Raw genomic sequence first — 23,755 nt, forward strand, 5'->3', positions numbered from 1 at the left:
CCCGGCCGCGGGATCGGCGGCTCGTGGCCGGAGTCGTCGGTGCTCAGCTCCGCGGGCGCGTGGCGGCGGTCAGCCACGTCACCACGCGGCTGATGTCGGCGAGCGTCACGATGCCGACCAGGCGGCCTCCGTCGAGGACGAGGGCCCGGCGCTCCCTGCTCTCCTGGAGGCGGGGGACCAGATCCACCACCATGTCACCGGGGGCGGTCGTCTCGACCTCCGGCAGCGGGCGCATCACGTCGCCCATCGTCGTGCTCGAACGGGCTTCCGCGGGCACCTGGTTGACGATGCCGAGGGTGACCAGCCCCGCCACGCCCCCGTCGGGCGTCACGACCGGGAACGCGGAGTGGCGGTAGCGGTCGAAGGGCGCCTGGCCCAGGAACCGGCCGGCGGTCATCGTCTCGGGGACGGTGACCGGGTCGGGGGTCATGACACGGCTGACCGGGACGCCTTTGAGGACCCCTCGCAGTTCCGCCTGGCGGGCCTCGGCGGTCGCCGTGACGATGAGGAACCAGCCGATCAGGGCGGCCCACATCCCCGAGAGGTTGCCGGCGAAGAGCACGGCCGCGAACCCTGTGACCACCATGAACCAGCCCAGGGCCCGTCCCGCGGCCGAGGCGCCCCGGGTCGCGCGCAGCCGGTCGCCGGTGCGGTACCACAGGAAGGCGCGCAGCAGCCGTCCGCCGTCCAGCGGCGCGGCGGGCAGGGCGTTGAAGACGGCCAGCACGATGTTGATGGCGGCGAGCCAGGCGACGGACTCGACCAGGAGCCCCGAAACATGCAGGGCGTCCAGCCACACGGCGAGGCCGGCGAACAGCCCGCCCGCCACGGCGCTGGTCAGCGGCCCCACTGCGGCGATGCGCAGTTCCGCCCCGGGTGTCGGCGCCTCGGTGTGCAGGCGGGCGGCACCGCCCAGCATCCACAGAGTGATGCCGTCGACCTCGACGCCGTTGCGGCGGGCGACGACGGCGTGCGCGAGCTCGTGGGCGAGCAGCGAGGCGAGGAAGACCACCGCCGTCAGCAGCGCCAGTGCCCAGTACACCCAGGCCGAGTGGCCGGGATGGACCGTGGGCAACCGGCCGTCGGCCAGGACGACGGCCACCAGCGCGACGATGACCAGCACACTCCAGTTCAGGCCGACGCGTATGCCGGCGATCCGCCCGAGGGACAACGTCTCCTTCACCGAACGCCCCGCTTTCCCGGCGTCCTGCCCGCCGGCCGCAGTGCGCCGCGGCCGGCGGGACGCGCGCCGTCCTCTTCCTGACGCTCTCCTGCGGAGGTCAGTTCCGTGCACCTTCATCGTCCGTCGGCGCCCGTGCACCCGCAGTGGGCCGGTCGGCTCTCGGGAGGGACGAAGGGCCCTGCGGCGGTGCGGCTCCGGCGGCGGATCAGCCCGCCACGGCGGCGAGGCACGTCTGCGGCCTGGCGACGAGGCCGCCGGGCAGCCCGGAGCAGAGCTCGAACGCACCGGCCAGACCGGTCCCGCGCAGGAGCCGCAGGAAGGAGGCGCTGTCACTGACGAGCCGCAGCCGACCGCCCCGCGCCATGACCCGGTTGCGGGCCCGGCACAGCAGACCGAGGCCGGTGCAGTCGATGAAAGTCACCGGCCGCAGGTCGAGCACCACATCGGGGTGCGGACCGGCGGTCAGGGCGTCCAGGCGCGCCTTCAGCGGCGGCGCCGTGAGGATGTCGATCTCACCGCGCAGTTCCGCGACGGCCGTCGCGCGGACGGCGCGGCCCGTGCGGCTGGGCGGGGACAGGAGGGTTTCCGGCATGGTGTGAGGAAAGCGGGAACGGCGGGTCGCCCGGAAGGGCCGTTCGGTCCCCGCCGCCCCGCCGTTCGGTGCCGGTGCCCGTCCGCCGCGGCCCCGCGCCCCGGACGGCCCCGTCCGGCGCCGCGATGAGGGCCGACCGGCCCAAGCCAAGCCCAGGGGGGTTGGACAAGCTGGACGTGCAGGGCAATCCCGGCATCGTTTCGGACGCCCCGCCGCACCGGCTTCCGGCACGCACCGGAGCCGGAGACCCGGGGAGAGGAAGGAAGGATCGTCATGAAGGGCTTCGTCTTCCATGGCCCCGGACAGTCCGCCTGGGAGGACGTTCCGGACCCCGCCATCAAGGAACCGACCGACGCGATCGTGCGCGTCGACACCGTGAGCATCTGCGGGACCGACCTGCACATCCTCAAGGGCGACGTGCCCGAGGTGCGCCCCGGCACGGTGCTGGGGCACGAGGCGGTCGGCGAGGTCGTCGAGATCGGCAGCGACGTGCACACCACACAGCCGGGCGACCGCGTCCTGGTCTCCTGCATCACCGCCTGCGGCCGCTGCGGCTACTGCTGGGAGCGCACGTACGGCCAGTGCCGTGGTGGCGGCGGCTGGATCCTCGGCCATCTGATCGACGGCACCCACGCCGAGTACGTCCGTGTGCCCTACGCCGACCTGTCCGTCCACGCGCTGCCCGGAGCACTGGACAGCAAGGACGCCGTCCTGCTCGCGGACATCTTCCCCACCGCCTACGAAGTGGGCGTGCTCAACGGGCACGTACGGCCGGGGGACACCGTCGCCGTCGTCGGCGCCGGCCCCATCGGGCTCGCGGCGATCGCCACGGCCCGCCTGTTCGCGCCCGAGCGCATCATCGCCGTGGACCTCATGCCCGCCCGCCTGGACGCCGCCAAGCAGCTCGGCGCGGACGTCCTGGCCGACGCCCGTGAAACCCCCGAGCAGCTGATCGCCGACCTGACCGACGGGCTGGGCGCCGACGTGGTCATGGAGGCCGTCGGAGCGCCGGAGAGCTTCGAGATGTGCACCCGCATGGTCCGGCCCGGCGGGCACGTCGCCAACATCGGTGTCCACGGCAAGCCCGTGACCCTGCACCTCGAGGACCTGTGGATCAAGAACCTCACCATCACCACCGGCCTGGTGGACACCTACTCCACGCCCACGCTGCTGCGGATGGCGGCCGCCGGACGGCTGCCCACCTCGTCGCTGGTCACGCACAGCTTCCCGCTGGACCAGATGGAGGAGGCGTACGACGTCTTCGCTCGCGCCGCCGACACCGGTGCGCTCAAGGTGGTGCTCGGCGGGGAGCAGCACGAAGTCGTCGCCGTCCGGGCGGCGTGACGAGAGGAAGTGACGGGCCATGGCCGCACACGCACCGCACGAGTTGGGCCGCCCCACGGGCAATCTCGGGCGCCGCGTCGCCGTCCGGCGCGAGGAACTCGGCCTGTCCCGGGAGGAAACGGCCGCGCGGGCGGGCATGGCCCCCAGCTATCTGCAGTACCTGGAGGAGCAGCCCACCGCCGCACCGGGTGTGGCCACCCTCCTCAGGCTCGCCGGCGCGCTGGAGACCACGGTGCTCGAACTCACCGGTGGTGACGTCGATCTGCCGCCCGGCATGGGACAGGCCGGGCGGCACCCGCAGTTCACCGAACTGACTCCGCAGGAGTGCCGGGACCTGCTCGCCACGCACGGCGTGGGACGGGTGGCGGTGCCCACCGTCTCGGGGCCCCTGATCGTTCCCGTGAACTACGGCATCGTCGGGGACTCGGTCGTTTTCAGGACCGCCCCCGACACCGTGCCGGCACAGGCGTCCGGCGCGCAGGTGGCGTTCGAGGTCGACCGCATCGACGAGGCGTTCAGCCAGGGCTGGAGCGTCCTGGTCCGCGGACACGCCCGCACCGTGACCGACGCCGAATCCGTGCAGCGGCTGGAGGAGCAGGCGTACAGCAAGCCCTGGGCGGACCCGGAACGCCACATGTGGATCCGCATCGAGCCCCTCAGCATCACCGGGCGTCGCATCACGGTGTTGTGACACGACCTCGCTCCGTACGGCAGCGCCGCCGTGCCAGGCGCACAACGGACTGACGGAAGACGGACTGACTGATGTACCCGAACGACGGTTTCCGCGAACTCGAACGCGATGAGTGCCTGCGCCTGCTGGCCAAGGCTCCCGTCGGTCGTATCGTCCACACACGTCATGCCCTGCCCGCGGTCCTGCCGCTCAACTTCTGTGTGGACGGCGACGGCGCGGTGGTGTTCCGTACCTCGGCGACCTCGGAGCTGGTCCGCGCGGTCGACGGAGCGGTGGTCGCCTTCGAGGCGGACGAGATCGACGCGGCCGCGCAGTCCGGCTGGAGCGTCGTCGTCACCGGGCAGGCGGCGGTGGTCACCGACCCCGCCGAACACGAGCGGCTGGCCCGGACGGGACCGCGCTCCTGGGTGCCGTGGCCGCATGAGGTCTTCGTGCGCATCGAGCCGGAGCTGGTGACGGGGCGCGACCTGGTGGCCGGACGCAGCCTGTACGGGATCGACCTGTCGTCCTGCCGTCCCGGACCCGGCCGAGGGGACCGGCGCACCCGTACCCGGCGGCACCCCGGCGCGTGACGCGCCCTCACCGGGGCCGCCCGCCGGGCCCGGTGAGGCCGCCGCCGAGGGCCGGTCGGCGGCACACAGGGGCCTGTGGGCCCTCCTGACGCGCGCGGCACCTCCACCAGGGTGGAGGTGACACCGAAGGAGGCCCGCCATGACCCCTACCGTCACCGTCGGCCTGGACGGCTCGCCCGAGAGCCTTGCCGCAGTCGACTGGGCTGCCCGCGAGGCGCTGCGCCGATCGGCCACCCTGCGCCTCGTGCACGCCGGTGACCAGCAACCTTACGGCTATGTGCCCTTCGCAGGGGAGGCCGTGCCGCCGCCGGACGCCGACCGGTCCGCGAGCATGCTGCGCGAGGTGCGGGCCTCGGTGACCAGCCGTCACCCCGGCCTGCGGGTCATCGCCGACCGGGTGGCGGGACAGCCCGCGGCGGCCTTGCTGGCCGCCGCCGGCGAGGCCGAGCTGCTGGTGCTCGGGTCACGGGGCCCGGGCCGGGCGGCGGGAGCCCTGCTCGGATCCGTGGCGCTGGCCGTGGTGGCCCGCGCCGAGCGGCCGGTCGTTCTCGTACGGGCCGGCACCGACGCGGCGGACGAGCACCTGTCCGCTCCCGTGGGGCCCGCCACGGCGGGCCCGTACCGCGATGTGGTCCTCGGCCTCGACCAGCACGACCCCGACGACGCGGTCCTTCGGTTCGCGTTCGACGCGGCGTCCCTGCGCGACGCCGCGCTCCGCGTGGTCCACGGCCTCAAGCCGGCCGACGGCCTGCGTCCGTGGCGCGAGAAGTTCCCCGATGTCGAGACGACCGAGCAGGTCGTGATCGGCACACCGGGGTCGCACCTGGCGGACGTCTCCCACGACGCGTCACTGGTCGTCGTCGGCCGCAAGAGCCGTCCCTCGCCGGTCGGCCCGCACATCGGCCCCGTGACCCATGCGGTGCTGCACCACGCGGCGGCCCCGGTCGCGGTGGTGCCGCACGGCTGACGGGCGGCCGTGTCCGTTCCGGCACCCGTGAGGCACCCGTGAGGGGGGTGGGGGGAGGGCCAGCGGCCCTCCCCCCACCGCGTTCTCCTCATCGGCTGTCGCTACCGGCTGTCGCTGGTGTCGGTCCCCTCCAGTGCCGCGCGGCCGGCCTCCAGGCGGGCCACCGGGACGCGGAAGGGGGAGCAGGAGACGTAGTCCAGCCCGGCGGTGTGGAAGAAGTGGACGGAGTCGGGGTCGCCGCCGTGTTCACCGCAGACGCCGATCTTCAGGCCGGGCCGGGCGGCACGACCCTCGGCGACGGCGATCTCCACCAGGCGGCCCACGCCCGTGCGGTCGATCGTCTCGAACGGGGAGGTGGCGAAGACCCCCTTGTCGAGGTAGGCGGAGAAGAACGCCGCCTCGACGTCGTCGCGGGAGAAGCCCCAGGTGGTCTGGGTCAGGTCGTTCGTGCCGAAGGAGAAGAACTCCGCCTCCTCGGCGATCCGGCCCGCCGTCAGCGCGGCCCGCGGCAGTTCGATCATGGTGCCGACCGGGCACCGCACGGGCACCCCGGACTCCTCGGAGACCTCGGCCAGGACCCGCTCCACCTCCTCGCGGGCGAGCCGGAGTTCCTCCACGGCGCCGACCAGCGGCACCATGATCTCCGCTTGAGGCGATCCTCCGGCCCTCGTGCGTTCGACGACCGCCTCCGCCACCGCCCGCACCTGCATGGCGACCAGGCCCGGCACCACCAGGCCGAGACGCACTCCGCGCAGCCCCAGCATGGGGTTCTCCTCGTGCATGCGGTTCACCGCGCCGAGGAGTTCGGTGTCGTGCGGGTCCGGCGGGTTGCCGGCGGCCTCGGCGGCCGCGATCCGGACGGCGAGTTCCGTGCGGTCCGGCAGGAACTCGTGCAGCGGCGGGTCCAGGAGACGGATGGTGACCGGCAGGCCGTCCATCGCCTCCAGGATGCCGGTGAAGTCCCGCCGCTGCAGCGGCAGCAGCGCCTCCAGCGCACGGTCGCGCTCGGCGTCCCCAGAGGCCAGGATCATCTCCTCGACGAGCTTGCGGCGGTCGCCGAGGAACATGTGCTCGGTACGGCACAGCCCGATGCCCTGGGCGCCGAAGCGACGCGCACGCGCGGCGTCCTCGGGGGTGTCCGCGTTCGCCCGCACCTCCAGCCGCCGTACGGTGTCCGCCTGGCGCAGCGCGCGGGCCACCGCGTCGACCACCCCGGCCGACTCGGGGTCCCGCTCGCCGGTCTCCAGGTAGCGCATGACCGCGGAGTCGACCAGCGGAGCCGCCCCCGGGTACACGGCGCCCGCGGAGCCGTCCACCGAGAGGACCGTTCCCTCCTCGAAGACGGTGCCGTCGCGGGTGGTGAAGCGCCGGGCCTCGGTGTCCACGGCCAGCTCCTCGGCGCCGCAGACGCACACCTTGCCCATGCCGCGGGCGACCACGGCCGCATGGCTGGTCTTGCCGCCGCGGCTGGTCAGCACCGCCTGGGCGGCGACCATGCCGGGCAGGTCGTCGGGGGTCGTCTCCTGCCGAACGAGGACGACCTTCTCGCCCGCCGCGGCGCGCCGCACCGCCTCCGCCGAGTCGAAGACCACGGCACCGAACGCGGCACCCGGCGACGCCGCGATGCCATGAGCGAGCGCCGCACCCGTCGCGGAGACGTCGAAGCGCGGGAACATCAGCCGCGCCAGCCCCTCGCCGCTCACCCGGGCCACGCCCTCGTCGGGGGCGATGAGCCCCTCGTCGACCAGCTCGGCGGCGATGGCGAACGCGGCCTCGGCGGTGCGCTTGCCGACCCTGGTCTGCAGCATCCACAGCTTGCCGCGCTCGATGGTGAACTCGATGTCGCACAGGTCCCGGTAGTGCTGCTCCAGCGTCCGCAGGTGGGCGCACAGCTCCCGGTAGGCGTCCGGGACCAGTCGTTCCAGGCCGGCCAGCGGCACGGTGTTGCGGATGCCGGAGACGACGTCCTCGCCCTGCGCGTTGGACAGGTAGTCGCCGTAGGGGCCGGGCTGTCCGGTGGCCGGGTCGCGGGTGAAGGCGACCCCGCTCCCGGAGTCCGCCCCGAGGTTGCCGAACACCATGCGCTGCACGGTGACCGCGGTGCCCAGGTCGTCGGGGATGTGCTCACGCCGCCGGTACAGACGGGCGCGTTCGCCGTTCCAGGACCGGAAGACCGCGAGGATCGCCCGGCGGAGCTGTTCGGCGGGGGACTGGGGGAAGTCCTCGCCCGTCTCGTCGCGGATCAGGATCTTGTAGGCGTCCACCAGCTCCGCGAGGTCGCCCGCCTCCAGGTGCAGGTCGTCGGGGGCGCCGCGCAGCTCCTTCAGTCGTTCAAGGGCCCGCTCGAACAAGGCGGAGTCCACGCCCATGACCGTGCTGCCGAACATCTGGACCAGCCGCCGGTACGAGTCCCAGGCGAACCGCTCGCTGCCCGAGGACTTGGCCAGGCCCAGGACGGAGTCGTCGTTGAGGCCGATGTCGAGGACCGTCTCCATCATGCCGGGCATGGAGAACCGGGCCCCCGAGCGGACGGAGAGCAGCAGCGGGTCGTCCGGCTGGCCCAGCAGCCGCCCGGCGCCGGCCTCCACGGCCGACAGGTGCCGGGAGACCTCCCGGGACATCCCGTCAGGCTCGGCGCCGGTGGCCAGGAAGGCCCGGCACGCCTCGGTCGTGACGATGAAACCGGGCGGCACCGGCAGGCCCAGCCGGGTCATCTCGGCGAGGTTCGCACCCTTGCCGCCGAGCAGGTCGGCCATGTCACGGCCGCCCTCCGCGAAGTCGTACACGTAACGGACCATGACGTTGTGCTCCTCAGCTCGGTACGGCGTCTGCACGGGCTTGGTGCCGTTCCAGCGTCGGACGGGTCCCCTCGGGGCGGGAGGTGCCGGGCGTCCCGTCCGCTGGGCCGGTCGGCCCACGGCCCCGGGCGCCGCCCCGCCCTGGAACGCGGGTATCCGCCGGACCCGGACCGATGCATCCCGACGCCACCAGACTCCGCCTCCGCGCCCCGTCCGCAACCGGACCCGCAGGGCCACGCGGAGGACAGGAACCCGGTGTGGCCGGCGGGCGCCCGGTGCGCCACCCCCGGTTCGGTCGCGCTGTCCGTCGGCAACGCGTCGACCACCGTGCCGGTCTTCGCGACCGTGCCCGGCGGCATCTCCGCCGTCGGCTCCGTCGTCGGCACCCGCCAGGACCTCGCCGGGGTGTGCGCGCCGCACGCGGCCGGACGCACCCAGGTCATGCCTACGAGTCCTGAGCGGGAACCCGGCGGGATCCCGGGACGGGGCCACTCGGCCCATGCCCCCGGCCGGGGCGTGACGGAGACTGAGAGGTGTCGTAGGACGGTCCCTGCTTCAGCACCACCGGAGGGCACCATGCAACGCACCCCCCACCTCGTGAGCGATGTCATGACCGGCCGAGTGGTCGCGGTCAGCCGTGATGCGACGTTCAAGGACATCGTGAAGACCCTCCGGCAGTGGGAGGTCAGTGCCCTTCCCGTGGTGGAAGGCGAGCGGAAGAAGGTCGTGGGCGTCGTCTCCGAGGCCGACCTGCTGCGCAAGGAGGAGTTCCGCGACCGAGACCCGGGCCGGACCCCCCGGCTCCAGGGGCTGTCCGGCCTCGCCAAGGCCGACGCCGTGACCGCGCAGGACCTGATGACCGCGCCGGCCGTCACCGTGCGCGCGACGGCCACCCTGGCGCAGGCCGCCCGGATCATGGCCCGGGCCGGGGTCAAGCGGCTGCCCGTCGTCGGCGACGAGGGCGCGCTGGTGGGCATCGTGAGCCGCGCCGACCTGCTCACGGTGTTCATGCGGGACGACGAGGACATCGCCGAGGAGGTCCGGGACGAGATCATCGCGCGGCTGTTCCCCGAGCTGCGGGAGCCCATCCAGGTGGAGGTCCACGACGGCGTCGTCAAGCTCACCGGCCGCATCCCCGACACCACGCTCGTGCCCATCACCACGCGCCTGGTCCGGGGTGTCGAGGGCGTCGTGGACGTGGACTGCGCCCTCGTGGGGCTGCCACGCCGTCCCGCCCTCGACCCCGATCTGCCGCAGGCCACCCGGCGGCCCTGGGGAGCCGGGACCATCACGTGACCCCGGGTCCGCAGGCGGGCCCGGACGTCCCGGCAGCGTGCCCGGTCGGCCCCTCCTGAGAGGAGGGGGGCCGTGGGACGTTTGCAGCAAGGGGGGTGTCACGGGGCCCGCAGCGAGCGGAGGAAGGTGACGGACGGATGGCGACGACACGGCGCACGACGGCGAGGAACAGGTGGCTCTGGCGGTGGCGGCGCAACTCCCTCCGGCGTCGCAGCGATCGCGTGGAGGCGTGGATCGTGCTCGTCACCTGGTTCTTCGTCCTTCTGGCCGGAGCGTTCGCGGGACAGGCCGCGGCGGGAGCGGTGCAGGACGGACTCGACGCGCGCCGCGCGCAGAGCTCCCCGGTGCGGGCAGTGCTGGCCGAGGACGCGGCGAAGCGTCCGCAGACGACGCCCTACGCCGACGGTGCCGTGTGGGCGCAGGTGCGCTGGACCGCGGCCGACGGCTCGGCCCGCACGGGTCTGGCGAAGGTCGGGGCCGACAGCAAGGCCGGCAGCACGACCACGGTGTGGACGGACCGCACGGGCGAGCTGGTCCCCAGGCCGGCCACCGCCGCGGAGGCACGGCTGCAGGCGTTGCTCCTGGGTGCTCTGGCGGGGCTCGGTGCCGCGGGCGGCGTGCTGGCCGGCGGGTGGCTGGTGCGAGGACGCCTCGAACGGCGGCGCTTGCAGGCATGGGACCGGGAGTGGGAGCAGATCGGCCCTCGGTGGCGTCGGACGATCGGCTGACCGGGCTCAGCGGAGGCGCGCCCCGCATCACGAGGCGCGCCTCACGTCTGTGCGCGGCCCGAGGAAGCCTCGGGCCGCGCACGCAGCGGTGTTCGGCAGCCGGCCGGCGCGGGTCACGACGCGTCGGCCGAGGAGATGTGGCAGTCCACGTCGACCACGCCCTCGACGGCCCGCGCCAGGCGGATGGTCATGGGGATCAGGTCGGCGTTGCGGATCTTCCCCGTGAGCGTGACGACGCCCTCGGTGACCATGACGTGGACCGGCTCGACCGGGACCGGCAGCAGGACGTCGACGATGTCGCGCCGGATCTCGTCGGCGATGTCCTTGTCGGGCCGCAGGAAGACCTTGAGCAGGTCCGCGCGGCTGACGACGCCCTCGAGCATGCCCTCGTCGTTGACGACCGGAAGCCGCTTGACCTTCCGCTGGGCCATGATCCGGGCGGCCTGGGCGAGGGTGCTGCCGGGGTGCACGGTGACGGCCGGCGAGCTCATCAGCTCCCCGGCGGACAGCCCGCCCGCCCTGGCCAGGTCGGACAGGCGGTGCAGCTGGGTGAACCGGTCCGGGTCGCTGTCGCGGAACTCCTCCTTGGGCAGCAGGTCGGCCTCGGAGACGACGCCGATCACGCGGCCCTCCCCCTCCAGCACGGGAAGGGCGCTGACCCTCCACTGCTCCATGAGCCTGACGATGTCCTTGAACGGGGCGTCGCGGCCGACGGCGATGACGGTGTGCGTCATGACGTCGCTCACGAGGTACGGCGTAGCGGGCACGGTCTCCTCCTCGACATGTCGGATGGGGGCGACGGTGAGATCCAGGGACCCGCCCAGGCCGGTGCGCCGGGGGCGGACCGGTCAGGACCGGCCGCCGCTGCCGTACGGGGCGTACAGATCGAGCAGCCGGGTGCGTGCGGCGTGCAGCCGGTGGGCGAGCACACGGCCCACCCAGACGGCGATCGCACGGCCGAACTCGGGGTCCTCCTCGCACATCGCCCGTACGGTCACCGCGTCGAACTCGTAGGCACGCACCGGGCTCATGGCCTCGGCGCCCAGCTGCCACACGTACGGCGAGTAGAGCCAGGACCAGCCGACCAGTTCCCCGTGCCCCAGCGACTCGATGACGGCGGCCTGGCGGCCGGGCACATGGAGGTCCAGGGCCACGGTCCCGGTGCGAACGATCCAGAACTTGTCGGCACGCCGTCCCTCCTCGAACAGACGGGACCCCGCGTCGAAGGACACCTCGCGGGCGATCCGCATCAGCCGTTCCCGGTACTCGGCCGGGAGGGCCGCGGCCATGCTCGTGGCAGAGGTCATCACTCCGTCTCCCTTCGTTCCTGCCGCCGCAGCCGGCTGGCGAGTTCGTGGTGCGTGCCGCGGCCTCCTCGGAGGCCGGTGCCGACCGGGCACCAGGTGGTGCGGCGTCCGCGGCCCGTACAACCGGACCGGAGTGCCGTCGGTGCCTGGTATCAGCCTGGACGCGGGCCCCGCACGGCACCACGGGCCGCCCGGTCCCGGCGCTGGGTCGTTCGGCCCCTATGTGCCCACGAGGCCGTGCGTGAGCGGCGAGGAGGCCCACCCCGGACCAGGGGCGGGGTCCTCCGGCCCCTGGCGCGGCGCACACCACCCCGCATGCCGGAAAGACATGCAGCGGAGGGAGAGGAACCATGGCTGTCTCCACCCGGATAGCGGTCATCGCCGTCGGAGACCGGCTCCGGCACGACGACGGGATCGGCTGGGAGGCGCTCTGCCGGCTGCGGGAGCGCGCGGCGGCCCGCCCGCTTCCGCCGGGTACGGTGCTCGCCGAATGCGACCAGGATCCCGGGTGGGTGATCCGGCTCTGGGACGACACCGAACTCGCCATCGTGCTGGAGCCCGCCCACGGCCGCCCCGGGCATCCCGGCCGCGTCTACCGGCTCGAACTGGACTCTGCCGCGCTGCGGCGGCCGGACTGCCTGGGGCCGCACGGTCTCGGCGAGGCCGTCGAGCCGGCGCGGGAACTGGACCGGTTGCCCCGCCGGCTGGTCTCCTACGCCGTCGAGGCGGCCGACACCACGCTCGGCCGGGGACTGTCCGCGCCTGTCGCGGGAGCGGTCGACGTCCTGGCGGAGCGGGTCGAGGAGGAGATCGTCCGCCACCGGGGCGCGGCGGCGCGGGACACGGGCGGCGACGGCCGGACATGACGGCGGGAAGGACCCTATCCGCTTCTCGCGAATCCTGATTGCGCGGTGCGCGGCACTGACGGCCGTTTCTCCGCGTCTCTCTCGGGTCCTTCCCGTCATCTAAAGGACACCACATCCGCAGCAGGAGCACCAGGGCCGTTCGGCCCAACCCGGTGGACACGATGCCCGCCTCCCCGCCGTCGCGGCCGCGCCGCAAGGGCCGGTTTCGACCCTTCTCCGGGCCGGATGGCTCATGCGCCGTCGTATGTAAGGGAGTTGGCTGGATGAGGAGAAGCCGCCCATCCCGAGGGGAGCGAGCAGCATGGGTACGAGTCTCACACCGGAGTTCTGGCAGCGGTTCGCCGTCCTGCTCGTCGCGGCCATGGGCGTGACGTTCGTCCTCACCGCCGCGTGCGACGCGCTGGCCGTCCGCCTGCTGCGCCGCCGCGGACGCGGCCCGTCCCGCCCGGCACCGTCGTCACGGTCGATCACGGCAGATCACCGGCCCGCCGCCCGCTGCTGACGGACACGGCGGGCGGCGGGCACGGGGCGAAGGCAGGGGCCCAACGTCCCGGACGGGGGCCGAAGCGCCCCTCCCGCCGCCGGGTCCCGCCGTGCGACGGTGAGAGGTGGACTGCAGCCGGGCGGAAAGGCGGTGGCGACGATGGAACTGCCCCTGGTCGTGGGCGTCGACGGATCCGACTCGAGCCTCGCGGCGCTCGACTGGGCCGTGGACGAGGCGGTCCGCCACGGTCTGCCGCTCCGGCTGGTGTACGCCTCCCTGTGGGAACGCTACGAAGGGATCGCCCCGTCGGGCGGCCCGCAAGGCCCGTCCGAGCAAGTGGTGGAGGAGCGCATCATCGCCTCCGCGGCGGAGCGCGCACGGCGCCGCAACCCGGACCTGAAGGTCTCCGCGGACATGGTGCCCGAGGACGCGGTGTCCGCCCTGCTGAGCGAGGGCCGCAACGCCTCCGCCCTGATCACCGGATCCCGGGGCCGCGGCGGGCTGGCGACGCTGCTGCTCGGCTCGGTCGGCCTGGCCGTGGCCGCCCGCGCTCCCTGCCCCGTGATCGTCGTACGCGGCGACAAGGCGGGACTGTCCGGCGCCCACGAGCGGATCATGCTCGGCGCCGGGGAGCCCGACACCACGGGGGAGGCCGTGCGGTTCGCCTTCCGCGAGGCGCAGACGCGCGGGTGCGTCCTCGACGTCGTACGGGCCTGGCGCCGCCCCTCGCACGAGCCGACCGGTCACCCGCCGCCCGGGGAACCGGCGTGCCGGCCCGAGCAGCGGGCGTCCGCCCTGCTCGACGCCCTGATCCACGACGCGGCGGCGGACCATCCGGGGGTCCGGGTGCGCCGGGCCACCGTCGAAGGGCCGGCCCGGACGGTGCTGCTGAAGCGCTCGGCCGCCGCCGACCTCGTCGTCATCGGGGCCCCGCGCCGACAGGGGTACTTCGGTCTCCAGCTCGGCCGGGTGGCGCACACGCTGCTGCACCACGCCGACTGTCCGGTCGCGATCGCGCCCCAGCGGATGTGATCGCCCGCTCACCGACCAGAGGAGTGCTCGTGGCCGTCCGGTCCGGCAGCACGCCCCGGGTGCCGGGGCGGGCCACCGCGGTGGATCCGCCCTCGCGGTCGGCGTGGACCGCGCCGCCGCACCGGCCGGCGGGGCGAGACTGATGCGGCGCGGCGCCGGCATCGTCGTACGCGACCCCGCAGAACCGCTCGGGAGAGGAATGCCGCAGTGACGGGCTGGACTTGGCCGTACGAGGGCTACGACCCCGCGCACGAACGCCTGCGCGAGTCTCTGTGCACGCTGGGCAACGGCTACTTCGCCACCCGGGGCGCGCTGCCCGAGTGCGGCGCGGACGACGTGCACTACCCCGGCACCTACGCGGCGGGCTGCTACAACCGGCTCACCTCGCAGGTCGCGGGACGCGAGGTCGAGAACGAGGACATGGTCAACCTCCCCAACTGGCTGCCGCTGCGTTTCCGCCTCGCCGGCCAGCACTGGCTCACCCCGGACACCGCGACCGTGCTCGACCACCGTCAGGTCCTTCACCTGTCGTCGGGCCTGCTGGAGCGGCGGACGCGGTTCGACCTCGGCGAGGGACGCACCCTGTCGGTGCGCCAGCAGCGACTCGTGCACATGGCGGACCCCCATCTCGCCGCCCTGCGCACCGAGTTCACGGCCGAGGGGTTCACCGGCGAACTGGAGGCCGAGGCCGCGCTCGACGGCGGCGTCGTCAACGCGGGCGTGGCGCGCTACCGCGACCTGAACGGCCATCACCTCATCCATGTGCACACCGGAACCGCCGCCCCGGACACCGTGTGGCTGCGCTGCCGCACCCGCACCTCCGACATCCGGATCGGCCTGGCGGCCCGGCTGACCACGGAGGTGCCCATCGCGACCCGCCACGAGTTCCCCCGCGCCGTCCAGCGGGTCGGCCTGACCCTGACGCCCGGCCGGACCGTCACCGTCGACAAGACCGTCGCCCTGCACACCTCCCGCGACCCGGCGATCAGTGACCCGCTGCGCGCAGCCGTGGACCGGGTGGGCGCGGCACCCGGCTTCGACGATCTGCTCGACACCCACCTCACCGCCTGGGACGTGCTGTGGCGGCGAGCCGCCCTCGACGTACCCGGGGAGGCGGGAGACGTGCTGCGGCTGCACCTCTTCCACGTCCTGCAGACCCTCTCGCCGCACACCGCCGACCTCGATGTGGGGGTGCCCGCCCGGGGACTGCACGGAGAGGCGTACCGCGGGCACGTCTTCTGGGACGAACTGTTCGTGCTGCCCGGCCTCAACCTGCACTTCCCCGAGGTCTCCCGCGCACTGATCCGCTACCGCCACCGGCGACTGGACCGGGCCCTCGCCGCGGCCCGCGCGATCGGCAGGAAGGGCGCGCTGTACCCGTGGCAGAGCGGCAGCGACGGGCGCGAGGAGACCCAGGAACTGCACCTCAACCCGCGCTCGGGCCGCTGGCTGCCCGACCATTCCCGGCTCCAGTGGCACGTCGGCTCGGCCGTGGCGTACAACGTGTGGCAGTACTGCGAGGCGAGCGGGGACGCGGAGTTCCTGCACACCAAGGGCGCCGAGATGCTGCTGCAGATCGCCCGTTTCTGGGCGGACGCGGCGACCTACGACGAGAGCCTCGGGCGGCACCGTATCCGCGGCGTGGTCGGCCCCGACGAGTACCACGACGGCTATCCCGGCGCGGCGCAGCCCGGCCTCGACGACAACGCGTACACCAACGTGATGGCCGCATGGGTGCTCTGCCGCACGCTGGAGACGCTGCGCGCCCTGCCCGAGCCCCGGCTGCGCGAACTCGTCGAGCGCACCGGGCTCGACGAGGGCGAACTCGAACAGTGGGAGGACGTCTCGCGCACGCTCCACGTGCCCTTCCACGACGACGTGATCAGCCAGTTCGACGGCTACGGCGACCTCGCCGAGCTGGACTGGGACGGCTACCGCAGGCAGTACGGCGACATCCGGCGCCTGGACCGGATCCTGGAGGCGGAGGGCGACACCGTCAACCGCTACAAGGCGTCCAAGCAGGCGGACGTGCTGATGCTGGGGTACCTCCTGTCACCGTCCGAACTCCAGGGGCTCTTCCGCCGTCTGGGCCACCGGCTCGACGAGGACGTCTGGCGGCGCACCGTCGACTACTACCTGGCCCGCACCAGCCACGGCTCCACCCTCAGCGGTGTCGTCCACGGCTGGGTCCTGGCCCGGTGCCGGGGCGCCGACGCCTGGACCTACTGCCAGGAGGCCCTGCGGGGCGATGTTGCCGATGTACAGGGCGGCACCACGGGGGAGGGCATCCACCTCGGCGCCATGGGAGGCACCCTCGACCTCGTCCAGCGCGGGCTGACCGGGCTGGAGACCCGCAACGGGGCGCTCTGGCTCGACCCCGTGCCGATGCCGGAGCTGTCGTCGTACGGGTTCGCGATCCGCTACCGGGGCCACTGGGGCGTGCGGCTGCGGCTGGAGCGCGGCAGTCTGGAGATCGCGGTGCCGGCGTCGGACCGCGATCCCATCGACGTCCGGCTGCCGGACCGCGCGGTGTGCGTGCGGCCGGGGGAGACGTGCCGGCTGCTGCTTGCGGAGTGAATGGCCGCAACGGTGTCCGGCGGCCGGCCGGCGCACCGCCCGTGGGCATGGGCCGGACGGTCCCCGCACAGGACCCGACAGCCCATCGCCTCCCGGCGGCCTTGGCGGGACGCTGGTGGGGAACGGGACCGAGTGTGGGAGGTGGGCGTCATGCTTCCGCCCGTCGTTGCCGGAGTCGATGGATCCGACGAGAGCCTGTCCGCCGCCGGGTGGGCGGCCCGGGAGGCCGCGCGCCGCGGGCGTGCGCTGCGCCTGGTGCACGCCTGGGACGGGCATCCGCCCCAGGGGCAGCGGGAGCCGGCGAACGCCGCCCAGCGGCATCTGGCGCGGCGCGTCCTGAGGCAGGCGGAGGAGCACCTCCGCGGCACATGCCCCGACGTGCGCCTGTCCGACCAGCAGGTCCAGGGCTCCGCCGTCGCCACCCTGGTGACGGCCGGCGAGCGGGCCGACCTGCTGGTCCTGGGCTCCCGGGGCCTGAGCGGCTTCACCGGCTTCCTGGTGGGCTCGGTCGCCCTCGGCGTGGTGGCACGGGCGACCTGCCCCGTCGTCCTCGTGCGAGCGGGCGAGGAGGCGGAGGACGAACACCTCCCGGCGGACGACGGCAGCGCCTCCACCCGCACCGGCTACCGGGACGTGGTGCTCGGCATCGACGTCGAGGACCCGTGCGACGAGGTCATCGAGTTCGCCTTCGAGTCCGCCCGGCTGCGCCATGCGCGGCTGAGGGCCGTGCACGCCTGGCACGCGCCCTCGCCGCTCGGCCTGGGCGCCGGCGACATCGGTCTCGTCGCCGACCCCGAACGGGCGGACGAGTGGCTTGGCTTCCTGTCGGCGGTGCTCCAGCCCTGGCGCGACAAGTACCCCGACGTGGAGGTCGCGGAATCGGTGGCGGCGGACAAGGCGGCGAACGTCCTGGTGCGCGCCGCCTCGTCGGCGAGCCTGCTGGTCGTCGGCCGCCGCCTGTCCGAACGGGTCGCCTGCCCGCGGACCGGCCCCGTGACCCACGCCGTGATCCATCACGTCGGCTGCCCCGTGGCCGTCGTGCCCCATGGGTGACGGGCCCGGACGCGGGACGACCGCGTCCCGGCCGGATGCCGCACGACACAGGAGGTGACCGTCATGCCGAGGCCGGTCGTCGCCGGCCTGGACGGTTCGCGCGAGAGCCTCGCCGCGGCCGACTGGGCCGCGCGGGAAGCCCTGCGGCGGGGCCTGCCGCTGCGCCTGGTGCACGCCTGGGAGGGCCTGCCCGAGGACGACACGCAGCCGGTCCTGCCCGAACTGCGGGCCCCGCAGTCCCGGGCGCGGCGCGTGCTGCGGGCCGCCGCCGACCCGCTGAACGAGCGCTACCCGCAGGTGACCGTCACCACCGAGCAGGTGCGCAGGCAGCCGGGGCCCGCGCTGCTCGCCGAGGCGGAGCGGGCCGAGCTCCTGGTCATCGGCAGCCAGGGAGTGGGCAGCGTCGGCGGGTTCCTCTCCGGGTCCGTCGCCATGGCCACCGTGGCCCATGCGGAGAGGCCCGTGGTCCTCGTACGGGCCGGTGACAGCGCCCGGAAGGAGCGCCTCCCGGACGGCTCGGGCCGGCCCTCCGACCGGACGCCCTACCGCGATGTCGCGGTCGCCCTCGACGTCGGCCGGCCCTGCGACGCCGTGCTGGAGTTCGCGTTCCGCGCCGCAGAGCTGCGCAGGGCGCCGCTGCGGGTGGCGCACGCCTGGCACGTGCCCTACACACGGGGCGTCGCGGACGCCGCGGAGCGCGCCCGGGTCAAGGCGGACGCGGAACGGGACCTCACGGCGCTGCTCGCACCGTGGCGGGAGAAGTTCCCCGCCGTGTTCGTCCGGGAGACCCTGTACGAGGGGCGCCCGGCCCACGTCCTGGTAAAGGCGGCGGGCGGGGCGTGCCTGCTGGTGGTGGGCCGCCGACGGCGCCGCACCGCGGTCGGCTCGCACACCGGTCCCGTCGCCCACGCCCTGATCCACCACGTGAACTGCCCGGTCGCCCTGGTTCCGCACGACTGACCGGCACGGCGCCCGGCGGGCCGGTCTGCGCGCGACGCCGTCCCGGGCGGCACCCTGGGCCGCTCGGTCCAGGAGGAGGGCCGTGCGGCCCATGCCCGGGGCGGCGGCGCGGACGAGCATGGAAGCAGGAAGCTCGAGAAAGGGCGGCGCCGGCGATGTCCGTCTCGCGCGCGGGTCCGTGCCACGCGTCCACCTATCTGGTCCGCGCGGCCGTCACCGCGCCCTCGGTGTACAACACACAACCCTGGATCTTCGTCGAGGAGGGCCGGGGCAAGGGCATCGAGGTGCACGCCGACATCACCCGGCGCCTCGTGTTCACCGATCCGCACGGCCGGGAGATGGTCATCAGCTGCGGCGCCGCCCTGTTCAACATCCGGCTCGCCATGCGGCACCTTGGCTTCAACCCGGTCGTGCAGCCCTTCCCCCGGCCCGGGGACGGCGCGCTCCTGGCCCGGGTGCTGTGGGGAGCGTACGAGCGGCCCACCGGCGAAGAGCAGCACATGTACCGCGCGCTGCGGCTACGGCGCACCGCCCGCGGCCCCTTCCGGGTGGACCCGCTGCCACCGGCGCTGACCGACGCGCTGCGGACGCACGCCGCCGACGAGGGCGCCACCCTGTACTGCATCGACGACAACGAGAGCCGGCAGCACCTGGCCGGCCTGGTCCGGGAGGCCGAGGAGTTCCACCGGACGGACCGGGGGCACGCCGCCGAGCTGGCCCGGTGGACCTGGCGGGTGAAGAGCCCCTGGCCGCGTACCGACGGGATTCCGCACGACACGGCCGCGCCGCACCCCGACTGTACGGTCCTCGCCGGACGCGACTACGCGGACGTCACCCGGGCGTTCCCTTCGCCGCCCCGGCGGTGGCCGACGCGGACGGGACTGGTCGCGGTGCTGAGCACGGACCACGACGACCGTCCGGACTGGCTCCGCGCCGGTCAGGCCCTGGAGCGGATCCTGCTGTACGCGGCGGCCCACGACGTCGTGGCCGCCTTCCACACCCAGCCGCTGGAGATCCCCCGCCTCAGGGCGGTCGTCAGGGGCACCCTGAGCGCGGGGAAGTTCCCCCAGATGGTCCTTCGCCTCGGATACGCGCCCGGCGGCGGCCCGGTTCCGCGGCGCCCCGCGGCGGATGTGCTCGCGACCGGCGACGGACGGCTCCCCGGCGGTCCCCGTCCCCGGCGGGCCCCGAGCCGTTCCCGTCCGGCACCGTAGGGCCTGTGGCTCCTTCCATGCCCCCGGAGTGATCTGCGTCATTTCTCCGTTTCGGGTGCACGGCTACGGTGACGTCGATGTCCGCCGACCTGTCCCCCGTGATCTCCGCCACCACGGAGTGGCTGCTGCGCTCCTACCAGGGCTCCGGCGGAGCCCTGGACACCGCCCTGGCGCAGGTGCAGGCGCACCAGGCCGCCACGGTGGCCGCCTGGCTGCGCTATCCCACGGCGGCCGACGCCGCCCTCGTCGCGTTCGTCGGGCCGGGCGGCTCCGACCGCCTGGACCGGCTGGCCGGACCGGGACCGGTGGCCGCCGACGGGGCCGAGCCGGGCTGGCGCACCTGGGTGGACGAGGTGGTCGCGAGCTGGGCGGCCTGCCTGCTGACCACGCCGTCCCTCGCCCGTGCCGCGGTCGCCGCGCTCGGCGGCTGCGAGCACGCGGCCGGATTCCCGTTCGACTTCCGCAGGCTCACCGACCCCGACGAGGGGGACCTGCGGGCGGTGCCGCTGCTGCGCCACCCCGATCTGCAGGCCGCGCTCGCCGCGCTGCACCGGGACTCCCTGGTGCGGCGGCTGCACGACGAGCCCGCGGACGAGCAGGGTCCGCTCGAAGACCCCGTCACCGGCTGACACCGGGACGACGTTCGCGGGACGTCCGGATCACTCGAACCGCGACGTGTCGCCCGCGCCCCTGCGGACGATCTCGGGCACGCCACCGGAGAAGTCGATGACCGTGGTCGGCACGGTCCCGCAGTCACCCGAGTCGATCACGGCGTCCACGACGTGGTCGAGCCGCTCCTTGATCTCCCAGCCCTGCGTCATGGGCTCCTCCTCGCCCGGTAGTAGCAGAGTGCTGGACAGCAGCGGCTCACCGAGTTCGGCCAGCAGGGCCTGCGCCACGACATGGTCGGGGATACGGACGCCGACCGTCTTCTTCTTCGGATTGAGCAGCTTGCGCGGCACCTCGCGCGTCGCGGGGAGGATGAACGTGTAGCTGCCCGGTGTGGACGCCTTGATCGCCCGGAACACATCCTTGTCGACGTACACGAACTGGCCCAGCTGCGCGAAGTCACGGCACACGAGCGTGAAGTGGTGGCGGTCGTCGAGATGGCGGATCGCACGGATGCGCTCCATGCCGTCGCGACTGCCGAGACGGCACCCCAGCGCGAAGCAGGAGTCCGTCGGGTAGACCACGAGCGCGCCCTCGCGGATGCTGTTGGCGACCTGCCCGATCGTGCGCGGCTGGGGGTTGTCGGGGTGAACGTCGTAGTACTTCGCCATCCGCCGAGTCTCGATCACTTTGGGGCCGGCTGTCCACGCGAGGGGACCGCGGGCAGGGGCCCCGCCCGGATCAGTCGTTCATCCGGTCGACCTGCCGGATCTTGTTCGTCGCGTCCAGCGCGGCGACCTTGTACGACTCCGCGAGCGCCGGAAAGCCGATGACGTCGCCGACGGCGTAGATGTGCGGCACGTCCGTGCGGTAGTGCTCGTCGACCGTGATCCGGCCGCGCGCGTCGGAGACGAGCCCCGCCTTGTCGAGGTCGAGTTCGTCGGTCAGGCCCTGCCGGCCGGCCGAGTACATCACGGCGTCGGCGGGGATCTTCTTGCCGCTCCCCAGGATCGTCAGGGTGCCCTGGGAATGCCGTTCCACCGCTGCGACGGTCTCCCCGAACCGGAAGGTGACCGCCAGGTCCCGCAGGTCGTACTTCAGCGACTCGATGACCTCCACGTCGCAGAAGTCGAGCATCCCTGGCCGCTTCTCGACCACCGTGACCTTGCTGCCGAGGGCGGCGAACATGGAGGCGTACTCCATGCCGATCACACCCGCTCCGACGATCACCGTCGAACGGGGCACCCGCTCCAGATCGAGGACGTTGTCCGAGTCCATGATCGACCGGCCGTCGAACTCCACGCTCGCGGGCCGGGCCGGCCGGGTGCCGGTGGCGATGACGAATGTGGCGGCGCTCAACAGCCTTTCCTGCCTCGTCACTTCGCGTACGGCGATGGTGTGGGGGTTCACGAACCGGCCGGTGCCGGCGAACACGGAGACCTGGTTGCGGGAGAGTTGGCTGCGGATGACGTCGACCTCGCGGTTCACCACATGGCGGGTCCGTGCGGTCAGGTCCGAGACGGTGATCTCCTGCTTGAGGCGGTAGCTCTGCCCGTAAAGATCCCGCTGGGTGAGACCGGTGAGGCAGAGGACGGCCTCGTGCAGGGTCTTGGAGGGAATGGTGCCGGTGTGGATGGAGACGCCGCCGACCATGTCGGGGCGGTCGACGACGGCGACCCGGCGGCCCAGCTCGGCCGCCGCGATGGCGGCCTTCTGGCCGCCCGGTCCGGATCCGATGACGAGTATGTCGAAGCCGGGCACCTCCGGAGTCTGACAGGCCCGACCCCCCGCTCGGAAGAGCGATGTGGCGGACGGGGGGGAGGAGACCGCGGGTTGGCCGGCGGGGCGGCGCGGCACCGGCTGACGGGCCGTCCGCCCGCGGTCGGCCACCGGGCCGCGACGGGGGCTACCGGGGTCACCGGCTGCCGGCCGACGCGTGCTCCCGCTCTCGCGCGGTCGCCACCGCCGCCGGCTGCAGGGCGCGCGGGAGGGGCCGCGCGTCGTGCAGGCTCGGCGCGGGCCTCACCGGGACGAGTGGGGCGCGTTCGGCGGCCCGGGCCCGCTGCGAGAACCAGATGATCTTGCCGCCGGTGTCGGTGGCGCAGCAGCCCCAGCCGTTGCTCAGCGCCGCGATCTGCGTCAGGCAGCCGCTCGGCGCCGAGTGCGGCAGGATGTCACGCTCGCTGTCCTGGACCGCGGTGATGAGGTGCTGACCGTTCCACCACATCTCGATGGTGGCGTTCTTGTCCGTCGCGTGTTCGTCGATCGTGCGCAACAGCACATCGGCGCAGTGGCAGACGCTCTCGACGAGCAAGTCCAGGTTCCAGTACCGGAGATGGGCGGCCAGGATCCGCCGGATCCGACCGATCCGCTCCGGGCGGATCTCCACGTCGAGGTGGTAGTAGCAGGGCGCTGCGGTCTTCATTGTCGTTGGCTCCTCACCCGCGAAGCTCTCGCTCCTCCTCGCCCTTGGTTGGGCCGAGCCCCGAACACGAAGCGTGAGCGGTCATCGCTTCTGAGTCAGTCTCAGGGTGCGCGCGGTACTCCATTCGTGCAACTTCAGTCAGCCGCGCCATGTGGTTGAAAAGCGAACAGGACGCTGTGTGTCTCTCCGTGCACCATGGGTGAAAGGTCTCGATCGCCGTAACGGATCGACATCGCTCCGTGCGCGCGCGGCCTTCGCTCACCCCCGGACCGCGGCCCCCGCGAACCGTCCGGAACCGCCACAGCCGAGAGAGTGGAGGTGACCGCCGTCATGCTGCTGCCGGCCAGAGCCGAGGTCGCCAGACGTCTTGAGCAGTACCGGGCGTGGGAGCGCCTGATGCTCGTGTCCCCCGACAACCGTGCGGTACGCGGCACCTTCGAGAGCGCGGGCTACACGTTGTGCGCGCTGATGGGCAAGCGCTGCGCGCGCGAGGCCGCCGACGCCGCCGAGCTCTATCTGAACCTCCGCGGCCGCCGCGAGCGGATCGTGCGCAGACCACCCCGCAGCACGCCGTCGGTGAACGTGTGAGAGGACGCCGTACGGCGCCGGCGCTGTGAGACGAACAACCGGAGAACCGGAGCCCATCAAGGAGCGAGAACGGCGGAGGAGGCGAAGTCCATGGAACCGCAGGCCGTGCACGGGGGCGGGCCGAGCCCCGCCGTCGTCGTGGGTGGTGGACCCGGGATCGGGCGCATCCCGGTCATGGACGTCCGTCCCGTCGTCGACTGCGGGCGGCGACCGGCGAAGGCGGTGGAGGGGGAGACCTTCCAGGTGACCGCCACGGTCTTCGGCGAGGGCCATGGCGCGATCGGTGCCAACGTCGTCCTCCTGGACCCCGAGGGCCGCCCCGGCCCGTGGACGCCGATGCGCGAACTCGAACCCGGGAGCGACCGCTGGGGTGCCGAGGTCACCCCGCACTCGGTCGGCACCTGGAGCTATCTGGTGGAGGGGTGGAGCGATCCGGTCACCACCTGGCGGGGGCAGGCCACGATCAAGA

General features: G+C 73.5%; 23 protein-coding genes and 1 pseudogene. 16 read left to right on the plus strand and 8 right to left on the minus strand.

Annotated features, from left to right (window positions below; translation table 11 throughout):
• Positions 1–43: 43 nt before the first annotated feature.
• Both ACFSL4_RS13875 and ACFSL4_RS13880 read right to left on the minus strand, forming a co-directional pair.
• On the minus strand, positions 44–1,183 hold the full coding sequence (locus ACFSL4_RS13875; RefSeq protein ID WP_381082234.1) for a site-2 protease family protein: 1,140 nt from the start codon (positions 1,181–1,183) through the stop codon (positions 44–46).
• Positions 1,184–1,388: 205 nt separating this feature from the next.
• Positions 1,389–1,775 carry an STAS domain-containing protein gene (locus ACFSL4_RS13880; RefSeq protein WP_381082236.1) on the minus strand — a complete coding sequence of 129 codons (387 nt, stop codon included), beginning with the start codon at positions 1,773–1,775 and terminating at the stop codon, positions 1,389–1,391.
• A 273-nt stretch (positions 1,776–2,048) separates the two neighbouring features.
• On the opposite strand from ACFSL4_RS13880, the gene ACFSL4_RS13885 reads away from it, so the two are divergent.
• The 4 genes from ACFSL4_RS13885 to ACFSL4_RS13900 all read left to right on the plus strand — a co-directional run bounded on the left by ACFSL4_RS13885 (position 2,049) and on the right by ACFSL4_RS13900 (position 5,349).
• Complete coding sequence (locus tag ACFSL4_RS13885) at positions 2,049–3,119, plus strand: zinc-dependent alcohol dehydrogenase family protein (RefSeq protein ID WP_381082238.1); 1,071 nt, start codon at positions 2,049–2,051, stop codon at positions 3,117–3,119.
• A 19-nt stretch (positions 3,120–3,138) separates the two neighbouring features.
• Positions 3,139–3,810 (plus strand): helix-turn-helix domain-containing protein, encoded by a 672-nt coding sequence (locus ACFSL4_RS13890; RefSeq protein ID WP_381082240.1) that lies wholly within the window; start codon positions 3,139–3,141, stop codon positions 3,808–3,810.
• 71 nt (positions 3,811–3,881) lie between these two features.
• Positions 3,882–4,382: a pyridoxamine 5'-phosphate oxidase family protein gene (locus ACFSL4_RS13895; protein WP_381082242.1), complete on the plus strand. Its 501-nt coding sequence runs from the start codon at positions 3,882–3,884 to the stop codon at positions 4,380–4,382.
• A 139-nt stretch (positions 4,383–4,521) separates the two neighbouring features.
• On the plus strand, positions 4,522–5,349 hold the full coding sequence (locus ACFSL4_RS13900) for a universal stress protein (RefSeq protein ID WP_381082244.1): 828 nt from the start codon (positions 4,522–4,524) through the stop codon (positions 5,347–5,349).
• Positions 5,350–5,450: 101 nt separating this feature from the next.
• On the opposite strand, the gene ppdK is transcribed toward ACFSL4_RS13900, so the two are convergent.
• Complete coding sequence (gene ppdK / locus ACFSL4_RS13905) at positions 5,451–8,147, minus strand: pyruvate, phosphate dikinase (RefSeq protein WP_381082246.1); 2,697 nt, start codon at positions 8,145–8,147, stop codon at positions 5,451–5,453.
• 576 nt (positions 8,148–8,723) lie between these two features.
• Here ppdK and ACFSL4_RS13910 point away from each other — a divergent pair.
• The gene (locus ACFSL4_RS13910) at positions 8,724–9,443 is read left to right on the plus strand and encodes a CBS domain-containing protein (RefSeq protein ID WP_381082248.1); all 720 of its coding nucleotides are present in this window, start codon (positions 8,724–8,726) and stop codon (positions 9,441–9,443) included.
• A gap of 137 nt (positions 9,444–9,580) precedes the next feature.
• Positions 9,581–10,171 (plus strand): Rv1733c family protein, encoded by a 591-nt coding sequence (locus ACFSL4_RS13915; protein ID WP_381082250.1) that lies wholly within the window; start codon positions 9,581–9,583, stop codon positions 10,169–10,171.
• 113 nt (positions 10,172–10,284) lie between these two features.
• On the opposite strand, the gene ACFSL4_RS13920 is transcribed toward ACFSL4_RS13915, so the two are convergent.
• Entirely contained in the window at positions 10,285–10,938 is a 654-nt protein-coding gene (locus ACFSL4_RS13920) for a CBS domain-containing protein (protein ID WP_381082252.1), read from the minus strand.
• An 81-nt stretch (positions 10,939–11,019) separates the two neighbouring features.
• Entirely contained in the window at positions 11,020–11,478 is a 459-nt protein-coding gene (locus ACFSL4_RS13925; RefSeq protein ID WP_381082254.1) for a Crp/Fnr family transcriptional regulator, read from the minus strand.
• 350 nt (positions 11,479–11,828) lie between these two features.
• On the opposite strand from ACFSL4_RS13925, the gene ACFSL4_RS13930 reads away from it, so the two are divergent.
• The 8 genes from ACFSL4_RS13930 (at position 11,829) to ACFSL4_RS13965 (ending at position 20,293) form a co-directional block, all read left to right on the plus strand.
• A complete protein-coding gene (locus ACFSL4_RS13930) occupies positions 11,829–12,344 on the plus strand; it encodes a hydrogenase maturation protease (RefSeq protein ID WP_381082256.1) in 516 nt (171 codons plus the stop codon).
• A 301-nt stretch (positions 12,345–12,645) separates the two neighbouring features.
• Entirely contained in the window at positions 12,646–12,846 is a 201-nt protein-coding gene (locus ACFSL4_RS13935) for a hypothetical protein (protein ID WP_381082258.1), read from the plus strand.
• A gap of 141 nt (positions 12,847–12,987) precedes the next feature.
• Entirely contained in the window at positions 12,988–13,860 is an 873-nt protein-coding gene (locus ACFSL4_RS13940) for a universal stress protein (protein ID WP_381082260.1), read from the plus strand.
• Between the two features lie 207 nt (positions 13,861–14,067).
• Positions 14,068–16,437, plus strand: coding sequence for a glycoside hydrolase family 65 protein (locus ACFSL4_RS13945; protein WP_381082262.1), 2,370 nt, complete (start codon positions 14,068–14,070; stop codon positions 16,435–16,437).
• 150 nt (positions 16,438–16,587) lie between these two features.
• A complete protein-coding gene (locus tag ACFSL4_RS13950) occupies positions 16,588–17,490 on the plus strand; it encodes a universal stress protein (RefSeq protein ID WP_381082264.1) in 903 nt (300 codons plus the stop codon).
• 63 nt (positions 17,491–17,553) lie between these two features.
• On the plus strand, positions 17,554–18,450 hold the full coding sequence (locus ACFSL4_RS13955) for a universal stress protein (protein ID WP_381082266.1): 897 nt from the start codon (positions 17,554–17,556) through the stop codon (positions 18,448–18,450).
• A gap of 155 nt (positions 18,451–18,605) precedes the next feature.
• Positions 18,606–19,664 (plus strand): Acg family FMN-binding oxidoreductase, encoded by a 1,059-nt coding sequence (locus ACFSL4_RS13960; RefSeq protein WP_381082268.1) that lies wholly within the window; start codon positions 18,606–18,608, stop codon positions 19,662–19,664.
• Positions 19,665–19,741: 77 nt separating this feature from the next.
• A complete protein-coding gene (locus ACFSL4_RS13965; protein ID WP_381082270.1) occupies positions 19,742–20,293 on the plus strand; it encodes a hypothetical protein in 552 nt (183 codons plus the stop codon).
• A 30-nt stretch (positions 20,294–20,323) separates the two neighbouring features.
• On the opposite strand, the gene ACFSL4_RS13970 is transcribed toward ACFSL4_RS13965, so the two are convergent.
• From ACFSL4_RS13970 to ACFSL4_RS13980, 3 genes and pseudogenes are all read right to left on the minus strand, one after another.
• Positions 20,324–20,944: an L-threonylcarbamoyladenylate synthase gene (locus tag ACFSL4_RS13970; protein WP_381082272.1), complete on the minus strand. Its 621-nt coding sequence runs from the start codon at positions 20,942–20,944 to the stop codon at positions 20,324–20,326.
• A gap of 139 nt (positions 20,945–21,083) precedes the next feature.
• Positions 21,084–22,034: pseudogene (locus ACFSL4_RS13975) on the minus strand (FAD-dependent oxidoreductase); the annotation flags it as partial.
• Positions 22,035–22,188: 154 nt separating this feature from the next.
• Positions 22,189–22,698 carry a pep a2 gene (locus ACFSL4_RS13980; RefSeq protein ID WP_381082274.1) on the minus strand — a complete coding sequence of 170 codons (510 nt, stop codon included), beginning with the start codon at positions 22,696–22,698 and terminating at the stop codon, positions 22,189–22,191.
• 330 nt (positions 22,699–23,028) lie between these two features.
• Between ACFSL4_RS13980 and ACFSL4_RS13985 the strand changes: the two genes are divergently transcribed.
• Entirely contained in the window at positions 23,029–23,286 is a 258-nt protein-coding gene (locus ACFSL4_RS13985; RefSeq protein ID WP_381082286.1) for a DUF5133 domain-containing protein, read from the plus strand.
• A gap of 174 nt (positions 23,287–23,460) precedes the next feature.
• Positions 23,461–23,755: maltotransferase domain-containing protein (locus tag ACFSL4_RS13990; RefSeq protein ID WP_381082288.1), on the plus strand; the 295-nt coding region annotated here is incomplete at its 3' end.

The organism is Streptomyces caeni, assembly GCF_042678285.1.
Lineage (GTDB): Bacteria > Actinomycetota > Actinomycetes > Streptomycetales > Streptomycetaceae > Streptomyces > Streptomyces caeni.